The following is a 23,282-nucleotide window of genomic DNA, read 5'->3' as shown; positions in this document are numbered from 1 at the left end:
ATCGAGGCAGAACGCCGACGACGGGTCCCCCGGATCAACGAGGAGCTGCCATGCACCCACGCTCAGGAAACCTGACGCTCGAGGAGCTCACGACGGCCGTCGCCGCGCGCGAGATCGACACCGTGATCCTCGCGTTCACCGACATGCAGGGCCGACTCGTCGGCAAGCGCGTCTCGGCCCGCCTCTTCGTCGAGGACGTCGCCGAGCACGGGGCGGAGTGCTGCAACTACCTGCTCGCGGTCGACGTCGAGATGAACACGGTCGACGGCTACGCGATGTCGAGTTGGGAACGCGGCTACGGCGACATGGCGATGATCCCCGACTTCTCCACCCTCCGCCGCGCGCCCTGGCTGCCGGGCACGGCCCTCGTCACCGCCGACCTCCAGTGGCTCGACGACGCCCCGGTGGTCGCCTCACCCCGCCAGATCCTCATCGCCCAGCTCGAACGGCTCGCCGAACGCGGCCTCGTCCCGTTCGTCGGCACGGAGCTCGAGTTCCTCGTCTTCGACGACACCTTCCGGGAGGCCTGGGCGAAGGACTACACGAAACTGACCCCCGCCACCGACTACAACATCGACTACGCGATCCTCGCCTCGACCCGCATGGAGCCGTTGCTGCGCGACATCCGCAACGCCATGGACGGCGCCGGCATGTACTGCGAGGGCGTCAAGGGCGAGTGCAACCTCGGGCAGCAGGAGATCGCGTTCCGCTACGACCACGCCCTCGTCACCTGCGACAACCACTCGATCTACAAGAACGGGGCGAAGGAGATCGCCGACGCCCATGGCAAGAGCCTCACGTTCATGGCGAAGTTCGACGAGCGCGAGGGCAACAGCTGCCACATCCACATCAGTCTCCGCGGCGAGGACGGTTCGGCCGTGTTCGCGGACCCCGACGCGCCCGACGGCATGTCGAAGCTCTTCCGGCACTTCCTGGCCGGGCAGCTCGCCGCGATGCGCGAGCTGACGATGTTCTTCGCCCCGAACATCAACTCCTACAAGCGCTACGTCGACGGCAGCTTCGCCCCGACGGCCGTCGCGTGGGGACACGACAACCGCACGTGCTCGCTCCGGGTCGTCGGCCGGGGGCTCGGCATGCGCGTCGAGAACCGGGTGCCGGGTGGCGACGTCAACCAGTACCTCGCCGTCGCCGCGCTCATCGCCGCCGGACTGCACGGCATCGAGAACGAACTGGAACTCGAGGACCCGACCAGCGGCAACGCGTACACGGGCGGCGCGCCCCGCGTCCCGACCTCGCTCCGGGAGGCGGCCGAGCTCTTCTCCCAGTCGACGATCGCCCGCGAGGCCTTCGGCGACGAGGTCGTCGACCACTACCTGAACTTCGCGAAGGTGGAACTGGCCGCCTTCGACGCCGCGGTGACGGACTGGGAGCGGGTGCGCGGCTTTGAACGCCTCTGACCCGAACGCCCCAGCGACCGACCCGCCCGTCTCGAGCGCTCCGCTCATCGGCATCACGACCTACCTCGAGCAGGCCCAGACCGGTGTGTGGGACGTCCCGGCGTCCTTCCTCCCGAAGGTGTACCTCGACGCCGTGACGGATGCGGGCGGAATCGCGGTCCTCCTTCCACCCCAGCCGGTCACCCGTGCCGTGGCCGCGTCCGTGCTGGCGCGGCTCGACGGTCTCATCGTCTCGGGTGGTGCCGACGTCGACCCCGGCCTGTACGGTCAGGCCGCCCATCCGCGCACGGGTCGGCCACGGACCGACCGGGACGCCTGGGAGGAGGCGCTGCTCACGGCGGCGATCGACGCCGAGCTGCCGTTCCTCGGCATCTGCCGTGGCGCGCAACTGCTGAACGTCGCGCTCGGCGGGACGCTCGTCCAGCACCTCCCCGACCTCGTCGGCGACGACTCCTTCCAGCCCGGCGAGGGCGTCTTCGGGCCGAAGACCGTGGCGATCGACGCCGACTCGCGACTGGCCGCGCTGCTCCGGCAGGACGACGACGAGCTCGACGTGCACGTCTACCACCACCAGTCGATCGACCGCGTCGCCGACGGACTCGTCGTCACCGCCCGCACTGAGGAGGGCGTCATCGAGGCGGTGGAGCTGCCGACGGTCCCCTTCGGTCTCGCCGTGCAGTGGCACCCCGAGGAGGAGACCGCCGACCGGCGTCTCTTCGCCGGGCTCGTGGACGCCGCGCGTCGACACCGCGACGCCGGGACCACAACAGGAATCAACACCAGCACCACACCCGGCACCGAGAGCAGGAGCACCGCACCGTGAGTTACACGATCCTCAATCCGGCGAACGAACACGTCGTCACGACGGTCGAGCACCTCGACCTCGCCGAGACGGACGCCGCCATCGCCCGCGCCGCCGTCGCCCAGCGGTCCTGGGCGGCCGTCAGCCCCGCCGACCGCGCCCAGGCGCTCCGCCGCTTCGCCGCATCGGTCGACGCCGACCGCGAGCACCTCGCGAGCCTCGAGGTCGTCAACTCGGGCCACCCCATCACGCAGGCGCGGTGGGAGGCCGGTCACGTCCGCGACGTGCTCGAGTACTACTCGGCGTCACCCGAACGGCTCTTCGGTCAGCAGATCCCCGTCGCCGGCGGTATCGACCTGACCTTCCACGAACCGCTCGGCGTCGTCGGCATCATCACCCCGTGGAACTTCCCGATGACGATCGCCGCCTGGGGGTTCGCGCCGGCGCTCGCGGCGGGGAACGCGGTGGTCCTGAAGCCCGCGGAGTGGACGCCGCTGACGAGCATCCGTCTCGGGGAACTCGCCCTCGAGTCCGGCCTTCCCGAGGGCCTGTTCCAGGTGTTGCCGGGCCGCGGATCGGTCGTCGGCGAGCGCTTCGTCACGAACGAGACCGTCCGGAAGGTCGTCTTCACCGGGTCGACCGCCGTCGGCAAACGCATCATGGCCGGCGCGGCCGAGCAGGTGAAGCGCGTCACCCTCGAACTCGGCGGCAAAAGCGCCAACATCGTGTTCGCGGACGCCGACCTCGAACGTGCGGCGGCCGCCGCCCCGTACGGCGTCTTCGAGAACGCGGGCCAGGACTGCTGCGCCCGGAGCCGGATCCTCGTGCAGCGAAGCGTTTACGAGCGGTTCATGGAGCTGTTGGAGCCGGCCGTGCAGGGCGTGGTCGTCGGCGATCCGAACGACGAGGCCACCGAGATGGGGCCGCTCGTCTCCGCTCCGCATCTGGCCGCCGTGCGCTCGTACGTGCCCGCGGGTGCGCCGGTCGCCTTCACCGGGAGCGCCCCGGACGGCCCGGGGTACTGGTTCGCGCCGACCGTGCTGACGCCCGGCCGCGACGACCGCACCGTCCGGGAGGAGATCTTCGGTCCCGTCGTCGCCGTCCTGCCCTTCGAGGACGAGGCCGACGCCCTCACTCTTGCGAACGACACGGAGTACGGCCTCTCCGGCTCGATCTGGACCCGCGACATCGGCCGTGCGATGCGGGCCGCCCGAGCAGTGGAGTCGGGCAACCTGTCCGTCAACTCCCACTCCTCCGTCCGCTACTCCACCCCCTTCGGCGGGTTCAAGCAGTCGGGTCTCGGGCGTGAGCTCGGTCCCGACGCCCCGCTCGCCTTCACCGAGACGAAGAACGTCTTCCTCGCCGTCGACCCCGGTCCCTGAGCACCACCCCGGTCCCTGAGCCTGTCGAAGGGCCGCACCACCCCGGTCCCTGAGCACCACCCCGGTCCCTGAGTACCACCCCGGTCCTTGAGCTTGTCGAAGGGCGGGGCAGAGAGAAAGAGCACCACATGACCATCACCCCCATCGACCTCACCCAGCGGCTCGCCGGGAAGGTCGCCGTGATCACCGGCGGCGCGAGCGGCATCGGCCTCGCCACCGCGAAGCGCTTCGCCGCGGAGGGCGCGACCGTCGTCATCGGCGACCTCGACCCGACGACCGGCCAGGCGGCGGCCGAGCTCGTCGGTGGGCTCTTCGTCCAGGTGGACGTGACCGACCAGACGCAGGTCGACCACCTGTTCGACACGGCGGCCGAGACCTACGGCTCGGTCGACATCGCCTTCAACAACGCCGGCATCTCCCCACCCGACGACGACTCGATCGAGACGACCGAGCTCCCGGCCTGGGAGCGCGTGCAGGATGTGAACCTCAAGTCGGTCTACCTGTGCTCTCGAGCCGCCATACGCCACATGGTGCGGCAGGGGAAGGGCTCGATCATCAACACGGCGTCGTTCGTCGCCGTCCTCGGTTCGGCCACCTCGCAGATCTCGTACACGGCGTCCAAAGGCGGAGTGCTCGCGATGAGCCGCGAGCTCGGCGTGCAGTTCGCGAGGCAGGGCATCCGCGTCAACGCGCTGTGCCCGGGTCCGGTCAACACCCCGCTGCTGCAGGAGCTCTTCGCGAAGGACCCGGTGCGCGCGCAGCGTCGACTCGTGCACATCCCCCTCGGTCGGTTCGCGGAGCCCGAGGAGTTGGCCGCCTCCGTCGCCTTCCTCGCGAGCGACGACTCCTCCTTCATCACCGGGTCGACGTTCCTCGTCGACGGCGGCATCTCCTCCGCCTACGTGACGCCGGAATGAGCTGACGTCATGCCCGGGCGGGGGCGGGAACCTCGGCGAAATAGACTGATCCGATGAGTGAGACGCGGAAGGGCGACGAGGCGACCGAGGTGCTCAGCGCCGAGCTCCTCCTGCGTCCGGGCCGCGCCGGGAACGCGTTCGAGGAGACCGTCCAGCGGCTCCTGCAGTCCATCCGCCTCGGGCTCATCGAGCCGGGCGGCCGTCTACCGGCCGAGCGCGAACTCGCGACGATGCAGGGTGTCAGCCGCGACACCGTGCGGGATGCGATCGCCGCCCTCACCGAGGCCGGTTACCTGACCTCGCGGCGAGGACGTTACGGCGGGACGTTCGTCATGGACGAGCTGCCCGACGATGAGGCGATCAACGCGGCCGACTCCCCCGAGGTCGGCCGGGTCACGATCTCGGCGGCGGAGATCGAGGACACGCTCACGCTCCGCAGCATCCTCGAGGTCGGTGCGGCGCGCGAAGCGGCGCAGTGCAAGCTGTCCGGCGCCGACCGCGAACGCCTGTGGCAGGCGCTTGGAGACTGCCGGGACGCGGCGCCCGCCGACTACCGCCGCCACGACTCCCGCCTCCACCTGCTCATCGCGGAGCTCGTGGGTGCACCCAGCCTGCTACCGCTCGTCGCCGAGTCGCGCATGCGCGTCAACGAACTCCTGAACGGCATCCCGCTGCTGGCCGTGAACATCGCGCACTCCGACGAGCAGCACGAGCGCATCGTCAAGGCGATCCTGCGCGGTCACCCCGAGGAGGCGGCGCAGGCGATGGCCGAGCACGTCGCCGGCTCCGAGGCGCTCCTGCGCGGCTTCCTCGCCTGAGTCCCACCCCGGTCCCCGAGCCTGTCGCGGCGCGGACATGGAACGACCTCCCGGCGACGAGTCGCGAGGAGGTCGGATGCGCCGGTCGGGCCGGCGGGTGCGAGGTCTTAGAAGGACTTCGGGTAGGTGCGGGCCGGGATGGCACGGTAGCCGTCGCGCTTGACGACGACGACCGATCCGACGGCTGCACTCGCAGCGAGGAGGGCGATGATGCCGAGATAGATGGTCATGGTTCTATGAAACGCCTGTCGGGAGTGAAGGACAAGCGAACAATACTGACGCCACTCGGTAGCATCACTACATGGACGTCCGCAGACTCGACCTGCTTCGCGAACTCGCCGAGCGCGGCACGGTACACGCCGTCGCCGAGGCCACGCATCGCACCCCGTCCGCGGTCTCCCAACAACTCAAGGTCCTGGAGCGCGAGGCCGGCCTGCCGCTCACCGAACGGCGCGGCCGCGGGCTCGTCCTCACCGACGCCGGCCGGGCACTCGCGGCCAGCGCGACAGACGTCGCCGTCGCGATCGAGCGGGCGACGAGCGTCTGGGACGAGTACCGCAACCGTCCGATCGGCACCGTCACGGTCGCGACCTTCCCCACCTTCGGGCAGATGGTCATCCCCGCCGTACTCCGCACGCTCGAAGCGGTGCCCGGCCTCCGGGTCGTCGTGAGCGACCGGGATCCCGACCTCGAGGACTTCCCCGACCTGGCGGCCGACTTCGACATCGTCATCGCGCAGGCGATCAGCGGCGAGCGCAACTGGGTCCGTCGCGGTCTCCGCATCACACAGCTGCTCTCCGAGCCGCTCGACGTCGTGCTGCCGGTCGGGCATCGCCTGAGCGGCCAGACCGTCCTGACCCCGGCGGACCTCGCCGACGAGTCCTGGATCGGCGTGCCGGTCGGCTACCCGCTCGACCGCCTGCTCCGCAGCATCGAGGCGGAGTCCGGCGGCGAACTCCGAGTGGTGCAGCGGGTCAGCGACAACCGGATCGCGGAGGCGATGGTCGCGGCCGGCCTCGGCATCGGCCTCCTCCCCCGGTACACGGCGAGCGGGCCGGAGCGCGGGATCGTCCTCCGTCCGCTCGCGGGGCTCGACGCGACGCGTCGGATCGTCGCCCTGTCGCGCCCCGACCGCGCCGAACGCCTGGCGGTGCGGACGGTCCTCGACGCGATCCGCATGGAGGCGCAGTCGGTCGCCGCTTCGCACACGGCGCCGGAGCCCGAGGAACTCACCACGCCCCGCTGGGTGTGAGCCGCAGGACCGCGCTCAGGCGTCCGTCTGCGCGTCGGCGCCGCTGCGCTCCCGGCGGTACCGCTTGACGCCGCGCCAGACCGTGACGCCGACGGCGATCACGACGCCCGCGATGACGACCTTCTGGAGGATCCCCGCGTACTCCTCGACGAGGTGCCACTGCTCACCGAGGAAGAACCCGGCGAGGACGAAGATGGTGTTCCAGATGGCACTGCCCGCGAAGGTGAGCAGGGTGAACCGCAGGACCGGCATCCGTTCCACACCGGCGGGGATCGAGATGAGACTCCGGAAGATCGGGAGCATCCGCCCGAAGAACACCGCCTTCGAGCCGTGTTTCTGGAACCACGCCTCCACGCGGTCGACGTCCTCGACGTGCACGAGCGGCACGCGCTCGGCGAGACGACGCATGCGATCGCGTCCGAGGACCGCGCCGATCGCGTAGAGGGCGAGCGCACCGATGACCGAACCGGCCGTCGTCCACACGAGGACCTCGATGAGCCCGAGCTTGCCCTGACTGGCGGCGAACCCCGCGAGCGGGAGGATGATCTCGCTCGGCAGCGGCGGGAAGAGGTTCTCGAGAGCGATGGCGAGCCCGGCTCCCGGACCACCGAGGGTCTCCATGAGATCGACCGCCCAATCGGCGACCCCACCGAGGGCGTTGTCACCTCCGGTCGAGGCGCTGGACAGGCTGAACGTGGCGGCGGTGGACGTCGTCATGCCTCGACGCTACGCGACACCCGCTCGCCATCCCTGGGAACCTCCGCCCAATCCCCCATCCGTCGGTTCGCAATTCAGGACGCCTTCGGCGTGCCGACCGCTCGTCGCCTGCCCCGGCCCCGACACTCCGCAGCCGTCCTGAGTTGCGAACAGGTTCGATAGCGTTGGGGCATGCGCATCGCCACCTGGAACGTCAACTCGATCCGTACCCGCGTCGGCCGCGTGGTCGACTGGCTCGTCCGCGAGGACGTCGACGTCCTCGCCATGCAGGAGCTCAAGTGCAAGCCCGAGCAGTTCCCGATGGAGGCCTTCACGAAGGCCGGCTACCAGGTGGAGCTGCACGGGCTCAGCCAGTGGAACGGCGTCGGCATCGCCAGCCGTCTCCCGATGGAGGACGTGCAGATCGGCTTCCCCGACATGCCCGGCTTCGGCAAGCCACCGGCGAGCCTCGCGCTCGACGGTCCCGGGTTCGACGCCGACGGCCTGCCACTCGAAGCGCGCGCCATCGGGGCGACGGTCGACGGCGTCCGCCTCTGGAGCCTCTACGTCCCCAACGGCCGCGCGGTGGGCGACCCGCACTACGGCTACAAACTCCGCTGGCTCGCCGCGCTCGAAGCCGACACCCGCTCCTGGCTCGCCGAGAACCCCGAGCTGCCACTCGCACTCATGGGCGACTGGAACGTCGCTCCGCTCGACTCCGACGTCGGCGACCCGAGCTTCGGCCCGGGCTCGACCCACATCTCGGAGCCCGAGCGCGCGGCTCTGGCGGCCTTCGTCGACGCCGGCCTCCAGGACACCGTGCGACCGTTCGTCCCCGAGGGCTACACCTTCTGGGACTACAAGCAGCTCCGGTTCCCGCGGAACGAGGGCCTCCGGATCGACTTCATCTACGGCTCGCAGGCCTTCGCGGATCACGTCGTCGAGGCGTCGATCCACCGCAACGAGCGGAAGGGCGACAGCCCGAGCGACCACGTGCCCGTCGTCGTCGACCTCGACTTCACCCTCTCCGAGGAAGAGGACGACGACTCGCCGATGATCTTCGGCTGAACCGGCGCCCCCTCACTCGAGTCCGGTCAGGCGTTCCGACGCCGGCGGGCGAGCAGGAGCGCGAGGGCTCCGAGTGCCACCACGCCACCGCCGAGGACCGCAGGAGCGAGCGACGAGACGCCCGTGTCGGGCAACCTGGCCGCAGCACCGGCGACCGGTTCGGCCATGACGACGCCGTCGCCGCCGACCGTCACCTGACGCTGCAGGCTGTTCACGCCGGTCGCCGCGTCCCAGGTGCCGACGTTCGCGGTCTGCACGGCGTAGAGCGGGTTCGCCGCGACCGACTCGTGCGTGGCCGGCAGCGACAGCGCCGTGTCGTAGCGACCGGCCGGCACGTCGGCGAGCGACGCCTGGAGCGTGACGGTCTCCCCGGCACCCCAGGTGCGGGCGTCCGAGCCGAACGGGACGCGCACCGTGCGCTCGGCGTTCGACAGCACGAGGTAGGCGGGCCGGCTGTTGTACGGAGCCGCCCAACCGTCGTTCCGGACCGTGAGCGAGAGTGTGCCGTCCACGACCGAGCTCTCCGTCATGACGAAGCGGTAGCCGAGTCGCTTCGCGGTGGTGTCGAGGTTCTCCTGCCCCCAGGACTGCAGGACGTCCTGCAGGTAGTCCCAGTTGAGGTAGCTGAAGTTGTAGCGCTCCATCTCGGCCGAGGCGGTCGCCCACTCCGACCGCGGCGGGTTCACGTTGCAGGTCTCACCGCCGACCGGCACCCAGTCGCTCTCCTGCGCGAGGTAGTCCTGATCGAGGGAGATCGGGTCGGACAGGTAGGTGCCCCAGTCGTCGGGCGCCGCGAGGAAGCAGTCGTTGTGGTGACCGATGCGTGAGATGGCGCTGCCGTCGAACGCCTGCGCCTCGGTGATGGCTCCGGCGGTCCCGGACGGCACCCCGAGGATGTTCTGCTTCATGTTCATGGTCCGCACCTGGATGGAGCGGTCGGCGGGAACCGCCTCGAGGAGCGCCTCGACGACCGCGCGACGCTTCGCCCAGTCCTCGTCCGTGAGGACACCGGGGTTCGCCGGGTCCGCGGCGAAGTGGTCCGTGTAGTAGCCCTCACCCCAGAGGCCGACGAAGCCGGCCTGGACGACCGAGATGACGTCGGCGTTGTCCTGGAAGATCGGCGTGAGCTGCTCGATGTGGGTGAGCACGATGTCGAGCGGGGCGTCGCCATAGGGCGGCGTGTAGGGCCAGTCGCCGCCCGCGAGGTACGCGAAGCGGGGGATGATCGAGATGCCCGCAGCACGGGCCGCGTCGAAGTCCGCCTGGACGAGCGCGAGCCAGGCCGGGTCGAGGCTCGGCTCGGCCACGAACCGCTCCATGTAGAAGACGCGGACGAGTTCGGTGATGCCCTCCTCTCGGTAGGCCGCCAGGGTGGCGACGTCGAGCGGCGTGTACCCCGGCCCGCCATCGGTCCCCTCGGGGTAGTAGTGCGTGTTGTTCGTGTGGTCGAAGCCGCGCTCGGGATTCGCGATGATCGCGTCGCTCGGCTCGTAGGCGACTGTGTCGGCCGGGGTCGGGGCAGGTGCCTGCGCTACAGCGCTCAGCGGTGTGGCGACGACGATGCCGCACGCGGCGAGCACGGCGACGAGACGGAGACGACGGTTCACGGGAACTCCAACGGGGTCCGGTGGTGCACGGAAGAGGTTGCCCACATCCTGCTGAACCGACACCCGGGGTGCAAGGGAATGCTCGAAACAGACCCGAAGTGATCACTATCGCTTAGCGATTCTCCGCGAACCGCCGATCCGGCGGCACCCGCAGTCCCGCTAGGACCGCGGTGCACCTCCGCGCTTCCGCTTGTTGGCATCGATGGCGGGACGCTCGGCCACCACCGGCCAGGTGCCCGTGTGCCCCTCGCGTGCGGCCGCGGCGGCCATGATCCGCGGCTTGGCGGCGAACCATCCGACGATGAGCATCGGGATAAGGACGATGAGGGAGGCCAGGACCCAGCGCCCGGTCTCCGAGAATCCCATGGTCACGAGGACGAACAGCAGGAACGCGAGCGTCAGATACGACGTGAAGGGTGCTCCGAACAGGCGGAACGACGGCCGCTCGACCTTGCCCTGCTTCGCCCAGCGCTGCAGCTGGATCTGGCAGAGGATGATCGTCGCCCAGCCGCCGATGATGCCGATGGCCGAGATCTCGAGGACGATCTCGAACGCCTTCGACGGGTAGAGCGCGTTCAGCAGGACGCCGAGCAGGGTGAGCGCCGCGGTGAGCAGGATCCCGCCGAACGGGACGCCGTTCTTGCTCATCTTGCCCGTGAACGCGGGCGCCGAACCGTTGACGGCCATCGAGCGGAGGATGCGACCGGTCGAGTAGAGGCCCGCGTTGAGGCTCGACAGCGCCGCCGTCAACACGACGAAGTTCATGACCGACGCCGAGATCGCCCCGGCCTGTTCCGACCCGATGTGCGAGAAGAACGTGACGAACGGGCTCTCGCCGGCCTGGTACGCCGTGTACGGGAGGAGGAGCGACAGGAGCAGCACCGAGCCGACGTAGAAGATCGCGATGCGGAAGATGACCGTGTTGACGGCCTTCGGCATGATCTTCTTCGGTTCGGCCGTCTCGCCGGCCGCCGTACCCACGAGCTCGATGGCCGCGTAGGCGAAGACCACACCGGAGATCGCGATCATCGGGGCGAAGGCCCCGACCGGGAACAGCCCGCCGTTGTCGCCGATGACCGAGAATCCGACGGCGCCGATGTCGGTGCGTCCGCCGAAGACGATGAAGCAGACGCCGACGATGAGGAAGATCACGAGCGCCGACACCTTGATGAGCGCGAACCAGAACTCCATCTCTCCGAACAGCTTGACGGAGACGAGGTTGAGCGCCAGCACCACCACCAGGGCGGCGAGCGCGAAGACCCACTGCGGGAAGTCCTCGAGCTCCTTCCAGCCGAAGAGCTTGCCGAAGGTCTTGATGTAGAGCGCGGCCGCGGTGACGTCGACGATCGAGGTCATCGCCCAGTTGAGGAAGTACAGCCACCCGGCACCGAACGCCATCTTCTCGCCGTAGAACTCACGCGCGTAGGAGATGAACGAGCCCGAGGACGGGCGGTGGAGGACGAGTTCACCGAGGGCGCGAAGGATGAGGAAGGCGAAGAACCCGCAGAGCGCGTACACGAGGATGAGCGCCGGGCCGGAGCTGTTCAGGCGCCCGCCCGCACCGAGGAAGAGCCCGGTGCCGATCGCGCCGCCGATCGCGATCATCTGGATCTGCCGCGGCTTGAGGGTCTTGTGGTACCCCTCCTCCTCACCGGAGAAGTCCTGCACGGCGAGCATCTCGTCGCCGACGGTCTCGCGGGATTCGGCCCAGTCTCCGGAACGTTCGTGTCGTGGGGTCGTGCCTTCGGTCATGTCGTCCCATCGGGTCGGGTCCGACGGCGCTCCGCCGGACTGGACGGTGGTATATCTCAGTCGTGCCCGCCCAAGAGTAGTCGCGAACGTTCGGCATTTCCGGCCATCGCTGTCCATTCTTCGGAGGACAGCGGCGCTCCGGACGGACCTATTCCAGGGGTCAGGCGAGCAGGGCGGCGACGACGACGAGGACCGGCACGGAGAGGATCGTCGTCAGCAGGACCGTGTCGCGGGCGAGCGTGACACCCTGCTCGTATCGGCTGGCGAAGTTGTAGACGTTCTGGGCCGCCGGGAGGGCCGCGAGGACGACGGAGGCGAACAACGGCGTGCCGCTCAGCCCGAAGCCGACGTGGGCGATGAGGTAGGCGAACACGGGCATCACGATCGATTTGATCGCCGTCGCCACGAAGATCTCCCGACGTCCGCTGCCGGCCTGCAACGGCCGCATGCCGTGCAGCGACATCCCGAACGCCATGAGGATGAGCGGCACGGCCGCACCGCCGAGGAGCTCGAACGGAGCCATGACGGGCTCGGGCAGCCGGACGCCGAACAGGTTGAGCACGACGCCGACGATCGACGCGACGATCATCGGGTTGCGGAAGGGCTGCGTCACGACACCGAGGAAGGAGACGGAGCCGCGCTGTCTGACATCGAGGATGGTGAGCGCGATCGGGGCGAAGACGAGGAGCTGTAGCAGGATGACCGGGGCGACGTAGCCGGCCTCACCGAGGACGTAGACCGCGACCGGGATGCCGATGTTGTTGGCGTTGACGTAACCCGAGCCGAGCGCACCGATCGTCGCGACGGAGAGGTCCTTGCGCAGCCACACGGCGTTCAGCAGCACGAAGAGTGCGGCCGCCGACAGGGCACTCGCGAGGGCGACCCAGATGAAGCTGCTGAACACCTCGTGCAGGTCGGCCGTGGCGAGCACCGTGAACAGCAGCGCCGGGTTGGTGACGAAGAACGCCACCCGGTTGAGCACGTGCCCGGTCGTCGGGCCCCCGACCTCGAAGCGGCCGGCGAGGTAGCCGACGAGGATGACGGTGCCGATGATCGCGAACCCCGTCAGCACTCCACCCATGCCGTCCAGCCTAGGCGCAGCCCGTCCGGCGGCCCGGCCGAGCCGACGGTTGTGGACCGACGGGCGGACGTGGAGAATCTGGGGAGGAGAGCCGGGCACCACCATCGCCCCGCGATCCGCTCCCACCAGGAGCCCGCACCAATCACCCACGAGGAGATCCGACGATGACGTCATTCGACCCGGTCGCGTCCAGCGACGCGATGCACAGCACCACCCTCCCCCACGAACGCCTCTCCATCAGCCGCGGACCGCGCTCCGGGCTGACCATCAGCGTCGCCCTGCACTCCACCGCCCTGGGACCGGCCCTCGGCGGCGCGCGACTCTGGCGGTACGGGTCCTGGCTCGAGGCCGTCGACGACTCCCTCCGCCTCGCGGCGGGGATGACGATGAAGAACGCGGCCGCCGGTCTCGCGCACGGCGGCGGGAAGTCCGTCATCCACCTGCCCGTCGGCATGACCCTGGGCCCCGCGGAGCGTCGCGACGCGATGCTCGACCTCGGCGACGCGGTCGAAGCGCTCGGCGGCGCGTATCGCACCGCGGAGGACGTCGGCACGACCGCCGAGGACATGGCCGTCGTCGCCGAACGGACCGATCACGTCAGCGGCCTGCCCGCCGATCGCGGCGGCGTCGGCGAACCGAGCGAGGCGACGGCGGCAGGCGTGCACGCGGCCATCACCGCGACGCTCGAGACGGTCTTCGGCACGCCGCTCGTCGCGGGCCACCGGGCGACGATCTCCGGGCTCGGCCAGGTCGGCGGCCGTCTGGCCCGACGGCTCGCGGCCGAGGGTGCTCGCCTCATCGTCACCGACGTCGACCCGCGGAAGCGCACCCTCGCCGAGGAGATCGGCGCCAGCTGGATCGAACCGGGCGACGAGCACCTCGTCGAGACGGACCTCTTCGTGCCGTGCGGTGTCGGCGGCGCCCTGAACGCCCGGGTGATCGGGCAGCTGCGGTGTCGCGCCGTTGTTGGGGCGGCGAACAACCAGCTCGCCACCCGCGCCGACGCGGTGGCCCTCGAAGAGCGCGGCATCCTGTGGGCGCCGGACTTCGTCGCGAACGCCGGCGGTGTGATCTACCTCGCCATGGCATCCGAACCGGGCGCCGACGCCGCGGCCATCGAGCAGCGGGTGTCGGCGATCGGGCGGACCGTGCAGTCCATCTACCGGGACGCCGCCGCCGAGGGCGTCACGACGCTCGTCGCCGCCGAACGTCTCGCGATGGCCCGCATCGATGCGGCCGGCGGGGTCCTCGCAGCGGTCTGACGACGGCGAACGGCCCGTCCACCCGGAGCGGGTGGACGGGCCGTCGGTCGCCAGGGTCAGGCGAAGTCGAGGGATCGCGTCAGAGCTTGACGACCATCTTCCCGGTGTTGGCGCCGCGCATGAGGGCGAGGAACGCGTCGAGCGTGTGGTCGAGGCCCTCGTAGACGGTCTCGTCGAAGACGACGTCGCCGTTCTGCAACCAGGCGCCCATCTCAGCCGAGAACGCCGGGAAGTGCTGCGTGTAGTTGCCGACGGTGAAGCCCGTGAGGGTGAGCCCGCGGGTCACGATGTTCGACAGGTTGCGCGGGCCCTCGGCACGCTCGGTGTCGTTGATCTGCGAGATGACGCCGCAGAGCGCTGCGCGCCCGCCGTCGTTGAAGGCGTCGATCGCCGCTTCGAGGTGCTCGCCGCCGACGTTGTCGAAGTACACGTCGATGCCGTCGGGTGCTGCGGCCGCGAGCTGCTCGGTGACGGGCCCGTCCTTGTAGTTGAAGGCGGCGTCGTAGCCGTACTTCTCCGTCAGCAGGGCGACCTTCTCAGCCGATCCGGCCGAACCGATGACGCGCTTCGCGCCCTTGAGACGGGCGATCTGGCCGACCATCGTGCCGACGGCACCTGCCGCACCGGAGACGAACACCGTGTCGCCCTCCCGGAACTTGGCGACCTCGAGCAGACCGACGTACGCGGTGAGGGCCGTCATGCCGAGGACGCCGAGGTAGGCGGACAGCGGGACGCCGGGGAGCTCAGGGACGACGCGGAACCCGCTGGCGTCCTCCTGGACGAGGTCGCGCCAGCCGAACTGGTGCAGGACGACGTCGCCGACGGAGAAGCCCTCGGCGGCCGACTCGACGACCCGGCCGATGGCGCCGCCGGTCATCGTCTCACCGAGCTGGTACGGCGCGACGTAGGAGCGGGCGTCGTTCATGCGACCGCGCATGTAGGGGTCGACGGAGAGGAAGAGGTTCTGGACCCGGAGCTGGCCGGGCGCGAGCTCCGGGAGTTCGACGGAGACGGTCCGGAAGTCGGACTCGGTCGGCCAGCCGACCGGTCGCGAGACGAGCTGGATCTGGGTGCTGAGCGCGGGGGTGTTCATGTGGTGCCTTTCCTTGGTGCGGTGATTCGGTGGGAGGGCGCAGCACGTCGTCGGGTTGCGGACGGGGTGACGCCCGGGGCGTCGGGGAGGTGTCAGACGGCCAGCGCGATGACGAGCGCGATGAGTCCGAGCAGCGGGGCGGTCCCCTGGACGATCGCGGCGCGGGCCTTCGTGCGGTCCGAGGTGATGAGGACCAGCGAGGCGAGCAGCATCGAACCCGCCGAGGCGAACACGAGCGCCGCGCCGATACCGGTCGAGCCGGTGATCAGGAAGACGATGCCGACGATCGTGCCGATCGCGAGGAACAGGTTGTAGAAGCCCTGGTTGTATGCGAGGCCGCGGGTGGTCTCCGCCTCCAGCTCCGTGGTGCCGAAGGTCTTGCGCGTTGCCGGCTCGGTCCAGCGCAGCGACTCGAGCACGAAGATGTAGACGTGCAGGAGGGCGGCGATGCCGACGAGGACGAGACTGACGACGAGCATGGGACGGGCCTTCCGGGAGATCGGCGTCGAGTCGTCCGGGTGGAGCGACATTCTGTACCGATGGGTCTACTATAATAGTAGAACGCTCGGTACACAACCCGTCTGTCCGGAGGGCCGACCGAGCCGGGAGGAGACATCGATGGGACGCACGCAGGAGTTCGACACGGTCGCGGTCGTCCAGGCGGCGCGTGACGTCTTCTGGGACCGCGGGTACGAGGCGACCTCCCTCGCCGACCTCGAAGCGGCCACCGGTCTGCGCCGATCGAGCCTCTACCACGCCTTCGACAGCAAGCGCGGGCTGTTCGACGCCGCCGTGCAGGACTACCTCGACACCGTCATCCGACCGCGTCTCTCGATCCTCGCGCGGGCGACGGACGGCAGAGCCGGACTCACCACGTACTTCTCCGGCGTGCAGACCGTCATCGCGACCCTGCCCGACGACTCCCCCCGCCGCGGCTGCCTCCTCCTCAACAGCGCGGCCGGCCTCGCGGCCCACGACGATGCACTGCGCGAGGTCGTCGACGGTTACCGGGCCGAGCTCACCACCGCGGTCTCGGATGCCCTCGCCCTGGCCCGTCCCGAGGCGGACGCCGACGAACTCGCCGCCGCCGCCCGGCAGCTCACGTCGTTGTCGGTCAGCGCGCTACTGCTCGCCCGCGTCAACCGGGAGGAGGCCGTCGCCATCCTCGACGTCGCCCTCACGCAGGTCGGTAGCTGGTAGTGGACGCATAACACCGGAACCCTCCGGATGTCACCGGCGGGCGCCAATGTGACGCTCTGTTTCGGCCACCGAGAGCGGTCCGTCACCCTCGCGTAGCATGGCGGGCACCCCACCCCCTGGAGCCCGAGACCCATGACGAACGCTGCCCCAAGCCCGCTCGCCGCGAGCTCGCCGGTCACCCGCGACGCGGTCCCCGCCGGCTCGGCGGATCGTGCCTCCACGGTCGCGTTCACCGGGGTCGGCCGCACCTTCGCGAGCGGTGCCGGCAAACGCGCCGACGCCCCGCGGCCCGTGCTGCGCGACGTCACGATCACCGCCGAGGCCGGCGAGGTCGTGGCGATCCTCGGCACGAGCGGCTGCGGCAAGTCCACCCTGCTGCGGATCGCGGCCGGCCTCGACCACCCGACCGCCGGCTCCGTGCGCATCGACGGCACGCCCGTCGACGGCATCGACCCGCGCACGGCCTTCGGCTTCCAGGAGCCTCGACTCCTCCCCTGGCGCACCATCGCGGCGAACGTCGCACTCGGTCTGCCCAAGCGGACACCCGCAGCCGAAGGGCGCGCCCGCGTCGCCGAGCTGCTCGAACTCGTCGGGCTCGCGGACTTCGCCGACCACCGCCCGCGGGAGGTCTCCGGCGGCATGGCGCAACGCGCCTCACTCGCCAGGGCCCTCGCCCGCAGGCCGGGCGTCCTGCTCCTCGACGAACCGTTCGGCGCCCTCGACGCCCTCACCCGGCTGAAGATGCAGGACCTGCTGCTCGCCATCCACCTCGCCGCGCCCACCACCATCCTGCTCGTGACGCACGACGTCGACGAGGCCCTCCAGCTCGCCGACCGGGTCATCCTCCTGGGTCGCGAGGAGGGACACCCCGGGTCGACCATCGCGCAGACCGTGACCGTCCCCGGCAACCGCCCGCGCGACCGCGGGTCGGCCGAGCTCGCCGAGCTGCGCGGCCGCCTCCTCGACGGACTCGGCATCGACCGCCACGGTCTCTCCCGAGGCGACCAACGACTCCCGTCCATCCCGCACTTCCCGTACTGAGCCACCCACCACCTCCGCCGTCATCCCGCACCGATCCACAGCAAGGACCAACGCATGACCTCACGACGCCGCTTCACCACCTCCCGCGCCGGGCGCGCGGCCCTCGTCGCCGCGACCGCCGCGGCAGCGCTCCTCCTCAGCGGCTGCGTCGCGGGCGAGAACGCTCCTGCGGCCGGCGGCGACAGCACCGCCGGCACCACCGAGGGCGGCACGCTCAACATCGACTTCGCGACCTACAACCCGCTCTCCCTCATCATCAAGGACCAGGGCTGGCTCGAGGACGCACTCGACGACCAGGACGTCACCGTCAACTGGGTCCAGTCGGCCGGCTCCAACAAGGCCAACGAGGCGCTGCGGGCCGACGCGATCGACGTCGGGTCGACCGCCGGGTCCGCCGCGCTCCTGAACCGGGCGAACGGATCGGCCATCCAGGCGATCGACGTCTTCTCACAGCCCGAGTGGTCGGCGATCGTCGTCGGCCAGGGCTCGACGATCACGGACGTCGCCGAGCTCAAGGGCAAGAAGGTCGCCGCGACGAAGGGCACCGATCCCTACTTCTTCCTCCTGCAGGCGCTGGAGGCGGCCGGCCTGTCCGCCTCAGACGTCACGATCGAGAACCTCCAGCACGCCGACGGCTGGGCGGCCCTGCAGAACGGTTCCGTCGACGCCTGGGCCGGTCTCGACCCGATCATGGCCGGCGCCGAGGAGGCGGGCGCGAAGCTCATCTACCGCAACGTGGACTTCAACAGCTACGGCATCCTGGCCGCCACCGAGTCGTTCATCGACGAGCGTCCGGACGTCGCGCAGACCGTCGTGAACGCCTACGAGCACGCTCGTGAATGGGCTGCGTCGAACCCCGACGAGACGGCGCAGATCCTCGCGGACGCCGCGGGCCTCGACCTCGCCGTGGCGACGAAGGTCATCACGGAGCGCTCGAACCTCGACGTCGACCCGGCGCCGGGCAAGGCGCAGGAGCAGGTCCTGTCGATCATCGGCCCGATCTTCGTGGAGTCCGGCGACGTGTCGTCACAGGACAAGGTCGACGACGCCCTGGCCGACCTCTTCAACCCGAGCTTCGTGGATGACGCCGACCCGACCGCCATCGGCGCGAAGTAGTCCGGCCCCTGAACCCTCCCGAGAGGAACCCATGACCGAGTTCGCCGGTCTCGGCACCACCGCTGCCGCGGGTGCCCAGGCGACCCAGTCCGGCCGCGACGCGCGCGCCGTCCTCGGGTCCCGCAGGATCGTCGTCGTCCTCGGCGGCTTTGTCGTCCCCGTCGTCATCCTCGGAGCCTGGCAGCTCGTCACCGCGTTCGGCCTCGTCCCGGCCTCGCAACTCCCGGCACCCGCCGAGGTCTGGGCGGCCGGCGTGGATCTCGCGCAGCGCGGCTGGCTGCAGCAGGACGTCGCCATCTCGGTGCAGCGCGTCCTGATCGGGTTCCTCATCGGTGCCGTGCTCGGTCTCGTCCTCGGCGCGGTCGTAGGGCTCTCGCGCCTTGGCGACATCCTGCTGTCGACGACCTTCGCGGCGATCCGGGCCGTCCCGTCGCTCGCGTGGGTCCCGCTGCTCATCCTCTGGTTGAAGATCGGTGAGGAGTCGAAGATCACGCTCATCGCGATCGGCGCGTTCTTCCCGGTGTACACGACGGTCTCCGCCGCGCTCCGCCACGTGGACAAGCACCTGGTCGAGGCCGGCCGCGCGTTCGGGCTGAACGGTGTCGCGTTGTTCCGGACGGTGCAGCTGCCCGCCGTGACGCCCTCGGTCGTCTCCGGCCTCCGGCTCGCGCTCGCGCAGTCGTGGCTGTTCCTCGTGGCGGCGGAACTCATCGCCTCGTCCATGGGACTCGGATTCCGTCTGGTGGACTCGCAGAACAACGGTCGGGTCGACCGCATCTTCTTCGTCATCATCGTGCTCGCGCTGCTCGGCGCGATCACCGATGCGCTCGTCGGGGTCCTCGACCGCTGGATCAAGCGCCGCTGGGGGTAGCGGCCCGCCGCGGTCCGCCGTGCAGTTCCCCAGCGCGAACGGCCGAATGTTGCAGCGAAGTCGCTCGTGACGCAAGAAATCCGCACCCCCTCCGCCCCTACGCTCGAAGGAATCGCCACCCACCCCGGGTGACGCCTGCGCACGCGGAAGGAGGTTCACCATGTCGAACGTCGCCACCACCCACACGAAGAGCATCGTCGGAGAGCCGGAGGTCGTCGAAGACGCCGCCGCGCTCGTCGGGCACCCGGCCTGGACGGACCTCAAGGCCGCCGCGACCGCGCTGCAGGCCGTCCAGGTGAAGGACGGCTCGATCCCCGAGGCGACCGACCACGGGCCGGCTGCGGGGCACGTCGCCACGATCGTCGCGAGCGTCCGCACCCTCGCTCCGCACTTCCCGCACGACGCCGAGTACCTCGACGCCCTCGTCGCCGACTTCGACCGCTGGGAACGCGACGGCTTCGGCGTCCCGGACTTCCTCGACTCGCTCGTCGCCTTCCACCCCGAGCGGCATCGCGTGGACGGTCTGGGACACCTCGTCGTGTTCCCGATGGTCACGCAGAACGGTTCGACCGACCGCCACATCGAGGCCGTGCTCGTCGAGGTCATCTGGCCCGAGTTCATCGCCGCGCTCGAGGCCGGCGACTACACGAACGCACTCTTCGTGCCGATCCGCTTCCTCGACTTCACGCAGGGGTACGACACGAACTCGGCGGTCCTCTTCCCCGAGACGGTCGCGATGCGCGCGATCCCGGCGTTCACCTGGGGTGCGATCTTCCAGGACCGCGAGGCGGCCCGGTACCGTCGAGTCGTCCGAGCCGCGGCCGAGATCACCAAGCTCGACCTCCCGGCCGACGCCGCGTCCCTCCTGGACGACCAGCAGCTGGCCGAGGAGACCTTCGTCATGTGGGACCTCATCCACGACCGCACGCACATGCGCGGTGACCTCCCGTTCGACCCGTTCATGATCAAGCAGCGGATGCCGTTCTTCCTGTACTCCCTCGAGGAGCTGCGCTGCGACCTCACGGCGTTCCGCGAGTCGGTCCGGCTGGAGCGCACGCTGACGACCCGTGCGGAGACCGAGACGCTCGACGCGGCGGACGTGGCGATCCTCGAGCACGCGAAGCTCGTCCAGTACGCGATCATCTTCGACCGCATCTTCCGGTTCGCCATCACCGGCTCTCGCGTCCGGAACTACGACGGCGTCGGCGGCCAGCTGCTGTTCGCGTGGATGCACCAGCACGGCGTGCTGCACTGGACCGACACCAGGCTCACGATCGACTGGGACGCGGTCCCCGACGTGGTCGTGCGGCTCGGCGAGAGCATCGACGAGCTGTACTGGCGCTCGATCGACCGTCCGAAGACCGCGCACTGGCTCGCCGCCTACGAGCTCGTCCGGACGACGCTCACACCACACCCCGCGTCGCAGTGGGCGCGTGGGCTCTCCGACGAGATCCTGAGCGGACCGCCGCGCGGACTCACCGACGCGGTCCTCGACGACGAGTTCCCCCTGTCGATGTTCTATGAGGCGCTCGGCAAGAAGATGGCGGACGTCATCGCGTCGACCGCCGGGATCACGGGGCGATCCGCGGCCTGACCCGACCGTGCCGCGGAGGAGCCCGGAGCAGCACTCTCCTGAGTGCCGCTCCGGGCTCTTGTTCGAACGCCGGACCGCCGGCGCCACACCCCGGTCCGAGCCTCCGCTCCGTCGCTCGACGGATGTCCCCGGCGGGGCGTCGCGCTAGCGTGGACGGCATGAGCGAGCCCGCCGTCGACCAGCAGGAGGAACGCCCGGTCGACCCCTACGACGCCGAGTGGCGGCGTCCGGCCGCGACGCCGTCGGAACAGCGATCCGACATCATCCTCGCCATCGCCCTCGGCGTCGGCACCCTCCTCAGCCTCACGCTGTACACGATCGCCGGGTTCTACCCCGAGCCCGCACCGATGTGGGCGTCCGTCCTCTGGGCGATCGGCATCACCGCGCCGCTCGCGTTCCGTCGCCGCTTCCCGTGCTCCGTCTCGATCGTCGTCGCCGTCATGTTCATCGTGGGCGGCACGGTGCTCGTACCCGAGGTCCTCTTCACGAACATCGCCCTGTTCCTCGCGATCTACACGGTCGGGGCGTGGGTCCCGAACCGACGTCGCGCTGCGCTCGTCCGCGTACTCATCATCGTGGCCATGTTCGTCTGGCTGCTCATCTCCATGTTCATCCAGGCGACCGACCCCGACGCACTGCCCAGCCTCTCCCGGGTGGGGCTGTTCTCCCCCCTCGTGGCGTTCATCCTCATCCAGATCCTGACGAACATCCTCTACTTCGGAGCGGCCTACTTCTTCGGCGAGCGCGTGTACCAGTCCTCTCGGGAACGGGCGGCGCTCGAGCAGCGCACCGCCGAGCTCGAGGCGGAGCGCGCCCGGTCCGCCCGGCAGGCGGTCGCCCTCGAGCGGGTGAGGATCGCGCGCGAGCTGCACGACGTCGTCGCCCACCACGTCTCGGTCATGGGGGTCCAGGCCGGAGCCGCGCGCACCGTGCTCGAGGTGAACCCTGCCGCCGCGCGGGATGCGCTCACGAACGTCGAACTCGGCGCTCGGAGCGCGATCGACGAGCTGCGCAAGATGCTCGGCACGCTGCGTGCGCACGGCGAACCGACCGACGAGGAGAGCAGCCCGTCGACCGTCGGTGTCGGCCAGCTGGGGCGGCTCGCCGATGAATCGACGGCGAACGGGCTGCCGACGAGGTTCGAACTCGTGGGCGCACCGGTCGCGATCCCGGCTGTCGTGTCGTTCAACCTGTACCGGATCGCGCAGGAGGCGCTCACGAACGCCCGCAAGTACGGCGGCACCGCGGCGACGGCCGAACTCAGACTCCGCTATCTGGACGACGCGGTCGAGCTCGAGGTCACGAACACGGGGACGGTCCCGACGGTGGCGCGGCGCGGCGGGCTCGGACTCATCGGGATGCGGGAGCGCGTGGCGTCGTCCGGCGGCGTCCTCGAGGTCGGGGCACGCGCCCGCGGCGGCTTCCTCGTGCGGGCCGCCATCCCGCTCGGCCGGCCGGGCGACCAGGCGATGGAGCCCGTCGCCGCGTCCATCGCCGACGCCCGCTTCGCGTCCTCCGCCGCGGGACGACCCCAGACCACCACCACGAAGGACCAGGCATGACCGAGCAGCCCACCCGCATCCTCCTCGTCGACGACCAGGAGCTGCTGCGTGCCGGCTTCCGCATCATCCTGGGATCGCAGCCCGGGATCGAGATCGTCGGTGAGGCGTCGGACGGCGCCGAGGCCGTCGCGCTGGCGACGACGCTCGCGCCGGACGTGATCTGCATGGACGTGCAGATGCCCGGCATGGACGGCCTCGAGGCCACCCGCCGGATCGTCGCGGATCCGGACACCAACGCCGCGGTCCTCATCCTCACCACCTTCGACCGCGACGACTACCTGGCCGAGGCGCTCCGTGCCGGCGCGAGCGGGTTCTTGTTGAAGAACTCCTCGCCGGAGGAACTCGTCGCAGCGGTCTCGGTGATCGCGGGCGGCGAGGCGCTCCTCTCTCCGGCTGTCACCCGCCGGGTCATCGAGGGGTTCACCCGGCAGAGTCCCGCCGTCGAGGACGCCGCGCAGGACCCCGCCGTCCCGGTCTCGCCGACGACCGGTGCCGACTATGAGCAGCTGACCGAGCGCGAGCGCGAGGTCCTGCAGCTGGTGGCTCAGGGCCTGTCCAACCAGGAGATCGCGACCACGCTCTTCGTCGGCGAGGCGACCGTGAAGTCCCACGTCTCGAAGGTGCTGCAGAAGCTCGCCCTCCGTGATCGCATCCAGGCGGTCATCTACACCTACGAGCACGGCCTGGCGTCGCCGCGCAGCTGAGGGTTCGCTCCGTCTCCGCGCAACCCCGTCGGTCGGTCGGATGCGA

Annotated in this window: 22 protein-coding genes; 15 read left to right on the top strand and 7 right to left on the bottom strand. The window is 70.1% G+C overall.

From position 1 onward, the window contains the following. Positions 1 to 50 precede the first annotated feature (50 nt). The 5 genes from QRN19_RS01095 to QRN19_RS01075 all read left to right on the top strand — a co-directional run bounded on the left by QRN19_RS01095 (position 51) and on the right by QRN19_RS01075 (position 5,337). On the top strand, positions 51 to 1,418 hold the full coding sequence (locus tag QRN19_RS01095; protein ID WP_071262237.1) for a glutamine synthetase family protein: 1,368 nt from the start codon (positions 51 to 53) through the stop codon (positions 1,416 to 1,418). Then, positions 1,405 to 2,241, top strand: coding sequence for a gamma-glutamyl-gamma-aminobutyrate hydrolase family protein (locus tag QRN19_RS01090; protein WP_285024685.1), 837 nt, complete (start codon positions 1,405 to 1,407; stop codon positions 2,239 to 2,241). Before QRN19_RS01095 ends, QRN19_RS01090 begins: the two co-directional genes overlap by 14 nt. Beyond that, the gene (locus tag QRN19_RS01085) at positions 2,238 to 3,602 is read left to right on the top strand and encodes an aldehyde dehydrogenase family protein (RefSeq protein WP_285024683.1); all 1,365 of its coding nucleotides are present in this window, start codon (positions 2,238 to 2,240) and stop codon (positions 3,600 to 3,602) included. The genes QRN19_RS01090 and QRN19_RS01085 overlap by 4 nt, the downstream gene beginning before the upstream one ends. Positions 3,603 to 3,730: 128 nt before the next feature. Then, positions 3,731 to 4,519, top strand: coding sequence for a 3-oxoacyl-ACP reductase (locus tag QRN19_RS01080; RefSeq protein ID WP_285024682.1), 789 nt, complete (start codon positions 3,731 to 3,733; stop codon positions 4,517 to 4,519). A gap of 53 nt (positions 4,520 to 4,572) precedes the next feature. Beyond that, complete coding sequence (locus QRN19_RS01075; RefSeq protein ID WP_124768611.1) at positions 4,573 to 5,337, top strand: FadR/GntR family transcriptional regulator; 765 nt, start codon at positions 4,573 to 4,575, stop codon at positions 5,335 to 5,337. 107 nt (positions 5,338 to 5,444) lie between these two features. On the opposite strand, the gene QRN19_RS01070 is transcribed toward QRN19_RS01075, so the two are convergent. Then, positions 5,445 to 5,567 carry a hypothetical protein gene (locus QRN19_RS01070; protein ID WP_255376692.1) on the bottom strand — a complete coding sequence of 41 codons (123 nt, stop codon included), beginning with the start codon at positions 5,565 to 5,567 and terminating at the stop codon, positions 5,445 to 5,447. Positions 5,568 to 5,638: 71 nt separating this feature from the next. On the opposite strand from QRN19_RS01070, the gene QRN19_RS01065 reads away from it, so the two are divergent. Next, entirely contained in the window at positions 5,639 to 6,589 is a 951-nt protein-coding gene (locus tag QRN19_RS01065; protein ID WP_285024681.1) for a LysR family transcriptional regulator, read from the top strand. A gap of 15 nt (positions 6,590 to 6,604) precedes the next feature. On the opposite strand, the gene QRN19_RS01060 is transcribed toward QRN19_RS01065, so the two are convergent. Beyond that, positions 6,605 to 7,306 (bottom strand): DedA family protein, encoded by a 702-nt coding sequence (locus tag QRN19_RS01060; protein WP_285024680.1) that lies wholly within the window; start codon positions 7,304 to 7,306, stop codon positions 6,605 to 6,607. A 171-nt stretch (positions 7,307 to 7,477) separates the two neighbouring features. Here QRN19_RS01060 and QRN19_RS01055 point away from each other — a divergent pair, with 171 nt between their 5' ends. Further along, a complete protein-coding gene (locus QRN19_RS01055) occupies positions 7,478 to 8,353 on the top strand; it encodes an exodeoxyribonuclease III (protein WP_285024679.1) in 876 nt (291 codons plus the stop codon). A gap of 26 nt (positions 8,354 to 8,379) precedes the next feature. Here the strand turns inward: QRN19_RS01055 and QRN19_RS01050 are convergent, their stop codons facing one another. The 3 genes from QRN19_RS01050 to QRN19_RS01040 all read right to left on the bottom strand — a co-directional run bounded on the left by QRN19_RS01050 (position 8,380) and on the right by QRN19_RS01040 (position 12,793). Further along, a complete protein-coding gene (locus QRN19_RS01050; RefSeq protein WP_285024678.1) occupies positions 8,380 to 9,960 on the bottom strand; it encodes a DUF4832 domain-containing protein in 1,581 nt (526 codons plus the stop codon). A 159-nt stretch (positions 9,961 to 10,119) separates the two neighbouring features. Then, positions 10,120 to 11,712 (bottom strand): amino acid permease, encoded by a 1,593-nt coding sequence (locus QRN19_RS01045; RefSeq protein ID WP_411557828.1) that lies wholly within the window; start codon positions 11,710 to 11,712, stop codon positions 10,120 to 10,122. Between the two features lie 160 nt (positions 11,713 to 11,872). After that, entirely contained in the window at positions 11,873 to 12,793 is a 921-nt protein-coding gene (locus QRN19_RS01040; protein ID WP_285024677.1) for an AEC family transporter, read from the bottom strand. 164 nt (positions 12,794 to 12,957) lie between these two features. On the opposite strand from QRN19_RS01040, the gene QRN19_RS01035 reads away from it, so the two are divergent. Further along, positions 12,958 to 14,055, top strand: coding sequence for a Glu/Leu/Phe/Val dehydrogenase family protein (locus tag QRN19_RS01035; protein WP_285024676.1), 1,098 nt, complete (start codon positions 12,958 to 12,960; stop codon positions 14,053 to 14,055). 79 nt (positions 14,056 to 14,134) lie between these two features. Here the strand turns inward: QRN19_RS01035 and QRN19_RS01030 are convergent, their stop codons facing one another. Continuing rightward, the gene (locus QRN19_RS01030; RefSeq protein WP_086473072.1) at positions 14,135 to 15,148 is read right to left on the bottom strand and encodes an NADP-dependent oxidoreductase; all 1,014 of its coding nucleotides are present in this window, start codon (positions 15,146 to 15,148) and stop codon (positions 14,135 to 14,137) included. A gap of 92 nt (positions 15,149 to 15,240) precedes the next feature. Next, a complete protein-coding gene (locus QRN19_RS01025) occupies positions 15,241 to 15,627 on the bottom strand; it encodes a DUF1304 domain-containing protein (protein ID WP_285024675.1) in 387 nt (128 codons plus the stop codon). Positions 15,628 to 15,766: 139 nt separating this feature from the next. On the opposite strand from QRN19_RS01025, the gene QRN19_RS01020 reads away from it, so the two are divergent. From QRN19_RS01020 to QRN19_RS00990, 7 genes are all read left to right on the top strand, one after another. Further along, entirely contained in the window at positions 15,767 to 16,348 is a 582-nt protein-coding gene (locus QRN19_RS01020) for a TetR/AcrR family transcriptional regulator (RefSeq protein WP_285024674.1), read from the top strand. A gap of 132 nt (positions 16,349 to 16,480) precedes the next feature. Continuing rightward, complete coding sequence (locus tag QRN19_RS01015) at positions 16,481 to 17,389, top strand: ABC transporter ATP-binding protein (RefSeq protein WP_285024673.1); 909 nt, start codon at positions 16,481 to 16,483, stop codon at positions 17,387 to 17,389. Positions 17,390 to 17,443: 54 nt separating this feature from the next. Then, complete coding sequence (locus tag QRN19_RS01010) at positions 17,444 to 18,505, top strand: aliphatic sulfonate ABC transporter substrate-binding protein (RefSeq protein WP_285024672.1); 1,062 nt, start codon at positions 17,444 to 17,446, stop codon at positions 18,503 to 18,505. A 31-nt stretch (positions 18,506 to 18,536) separates the two neighbouring features. Next, positions 18,537 to 19,376, top strand: a complete 840-nt coding sequence (locus tag QRN19_RS01005; protein WP_285024671.1) for an ABC transporter permease — start codon at positions 18,537 to 18,539, stop codon at positions 19,374 to 19,376. 160 nt (positions 19,377 to 19,536) lie between these two features. Further along, entirely contained in the window at positions 19,537 to 20,970 is a 1,434-nt protein-coding gene (locus QRN19_RS01000; protein ID WP_285024669.1) for a DUF6421 family protein, read from the top strand. 158 nt (positions 20,971 to 21,128) lie between these two features. Then, positions 21,129 to 22,532: a sensor histidine kinase gene (locus tag QRN19_RS00995; RefSeq protein WP_285024668.1), complete on the top strand. Its 1,404-nt coding sequence runs from the start codon at positions 21,129 to 21,131 to the stop codon at positions 22,530 to 22,532. Continuing rightward, the gene (locus QRN19_RS00990; protein WP_285024666.1) at positions 22,529 to 23,236 is read left to right on the top strand and encodes a response regulator; all 708 of its coding nucleotides are present in this window, start codon (positions 22,529 to 22,531) and stop codon (positions 23,234 to 23,236) included. Before QRN19_RS00995 ends, QRN19_RS00990 begins: the two co-directional genes overlap by 4 nt. The last annotated feature ends 46 nt before the right edge of the window (positions 23,237 to 23,282 follow it).

The sequence above is a fragment of the Plantibacter sp. ME-Dv--P-122b genome, assembly GCF_030209375.1.
GTDB lineage: Bacteria > Actinomycetota > Actinomycetes > Actinomycetales > Microbacteriaceae > Plantibacter.
Note: the sequence above shows the minus strand (reverse complement) of the source record. Positions and strands in the feature narration are given on the sequence as shown.

Excerpts from the sequence above, each read along its gene's own strand:
- QRN19_RS01060 (WP_285024680.1), bottom strand. The coding sequence starts at position 7,306 with ATGACGACGTCCACCGCCGCCACGTTCAGCCTGTCCAGCGCCTCGACC.
- QRN19_RS01075 (WP_124768611.1), top strand. The coding sequence starts at position 4,573 with ATGAGTGAGACGCGGAAGGGCGACGAGGCGACCGAGGTGCTCAGCGCC.
- QRN19_RS01040 (WP_285024677.1), bottom strand. The coding sequence starts at position 12,793 with ATGGGTGGAGTGCTGACGGGGTTCGCGATCATCGGCACCGTCATCCTC.
- QRN19_RS01070 (WP_255376692.1), bottom strand. The coding sequence starts at position 5,567 with ATGACCATCTATCTCGGCATCATCGCCCTCCTCGCTGCGAGTGCAGCC.
- QRN19_RS00995 (WP_285024668.1), top strand. The coding sequence starts at position 21,129 with ATGAGCGAGCCCGCCGTCGACCAGCAGGAGGAACGCCCGGTCGACCCC.
- QRN19_RS01045 (WP_411557828.1), bottom strand. The coding sequence starts at position 11,712 with ATGACCGAAGGCACGACCCCACGACACGAACGTTCCGGAGACTGGGCC.
- QRN19_RS01035 (WP_285024676.1), top strand. The coding sequence starts at position 12,958 with ATGACGTCATTCGACCCGGTCGCGTCCAGCGACGCGATGCACAGCACC.
- QRN19_RS01080 (WP_285024682.1), top strand. The coding sequence starts at position 3,731 with ATGACCATCACCCCCATCGACCTCACCCAGCGGCTCGCCGGGAAGGTC.
- QRN19_RS01030 (WP_086473072.1), bottom strand. The coding sequence starts at position 15,148 with ATGAACACCCCCGCGCTCAGCACCCAGATCCAGCTCGTCTCGCGACCG.
- QRN19_RS01055 (WP_285024679.1), top strand. The coding sequence starts at position 7,478 with ATGCGCATCGCCACCTGGAACGTCAACTCGATCCGTACCCGCGTCGGC.
- QRN19_RS00990 (WP_285024666.1), top strand. The coding sequence starts at position 22,529 with ATGACCGAGCAGCCCACCCGCATCCTCCTCGTCGACGACCAGGAGCTG.
- QRN19_RS01000 (WP_285024669.1), top strand. The coding sequence starts at position 19,537 with ATGTCGAACGTCGCCACCACCCACACGAAGAGCATCGTCGGAGAGCCG.
- QRN19_RS01015 (WP_285024673.1), top strand. The coding sequence starts at position 16,481 with ATGACGAACGCTGCCCCAAGCCCGCTCGCCGCGAGCTCGCCGGTCACC.
- QRN19_RS01025 (WP_285024675.1), bottom strand. The coding sequence starts at position 15,627 with ATGCTCGTCGTCAGTCTCGTCCTCGTCGGCATCGCCGCCCTCCTGCAC.
- QRN19_RS01005 (WP_285024671.1), top strand. The coding sequence starts at position 18,537 with ATGACCGAGTTCGCCGGTCTCGGCACCACCGCTGCCGCGGGTGCCCAG.
- QRN19_RS01010 (WP_285024672.1), top strand. The coding sequence starts at position 17,444 with ATGACCTCACGACGCCGCTTCACCACCTCCCGCGCCGGGCGCGCGGCC.
- QRN19_RS01065 (WP_285024681.1), top strand. The coding sequence starts at position 5,639 with ATGGACGTCCGCAGACTCGACCTGCTTCGCGAACTCGCCGAGCGCGGC.
- QRN19_RS01020 (WP_285024674.1), top strand. The coding sequence starts at position 15,767 with ATGGGACGCACGCAGGAGTTCGACACGGTCGCGGTCGTCCAGGCGGCG.
- QRN19_RS01095 (WP_071262237.1), top strand. The coding sequence starts at position 51 with ATGCACCCACGCTCAGGAAACCTGACGCTCGAGGAGCTCACGACGGCC.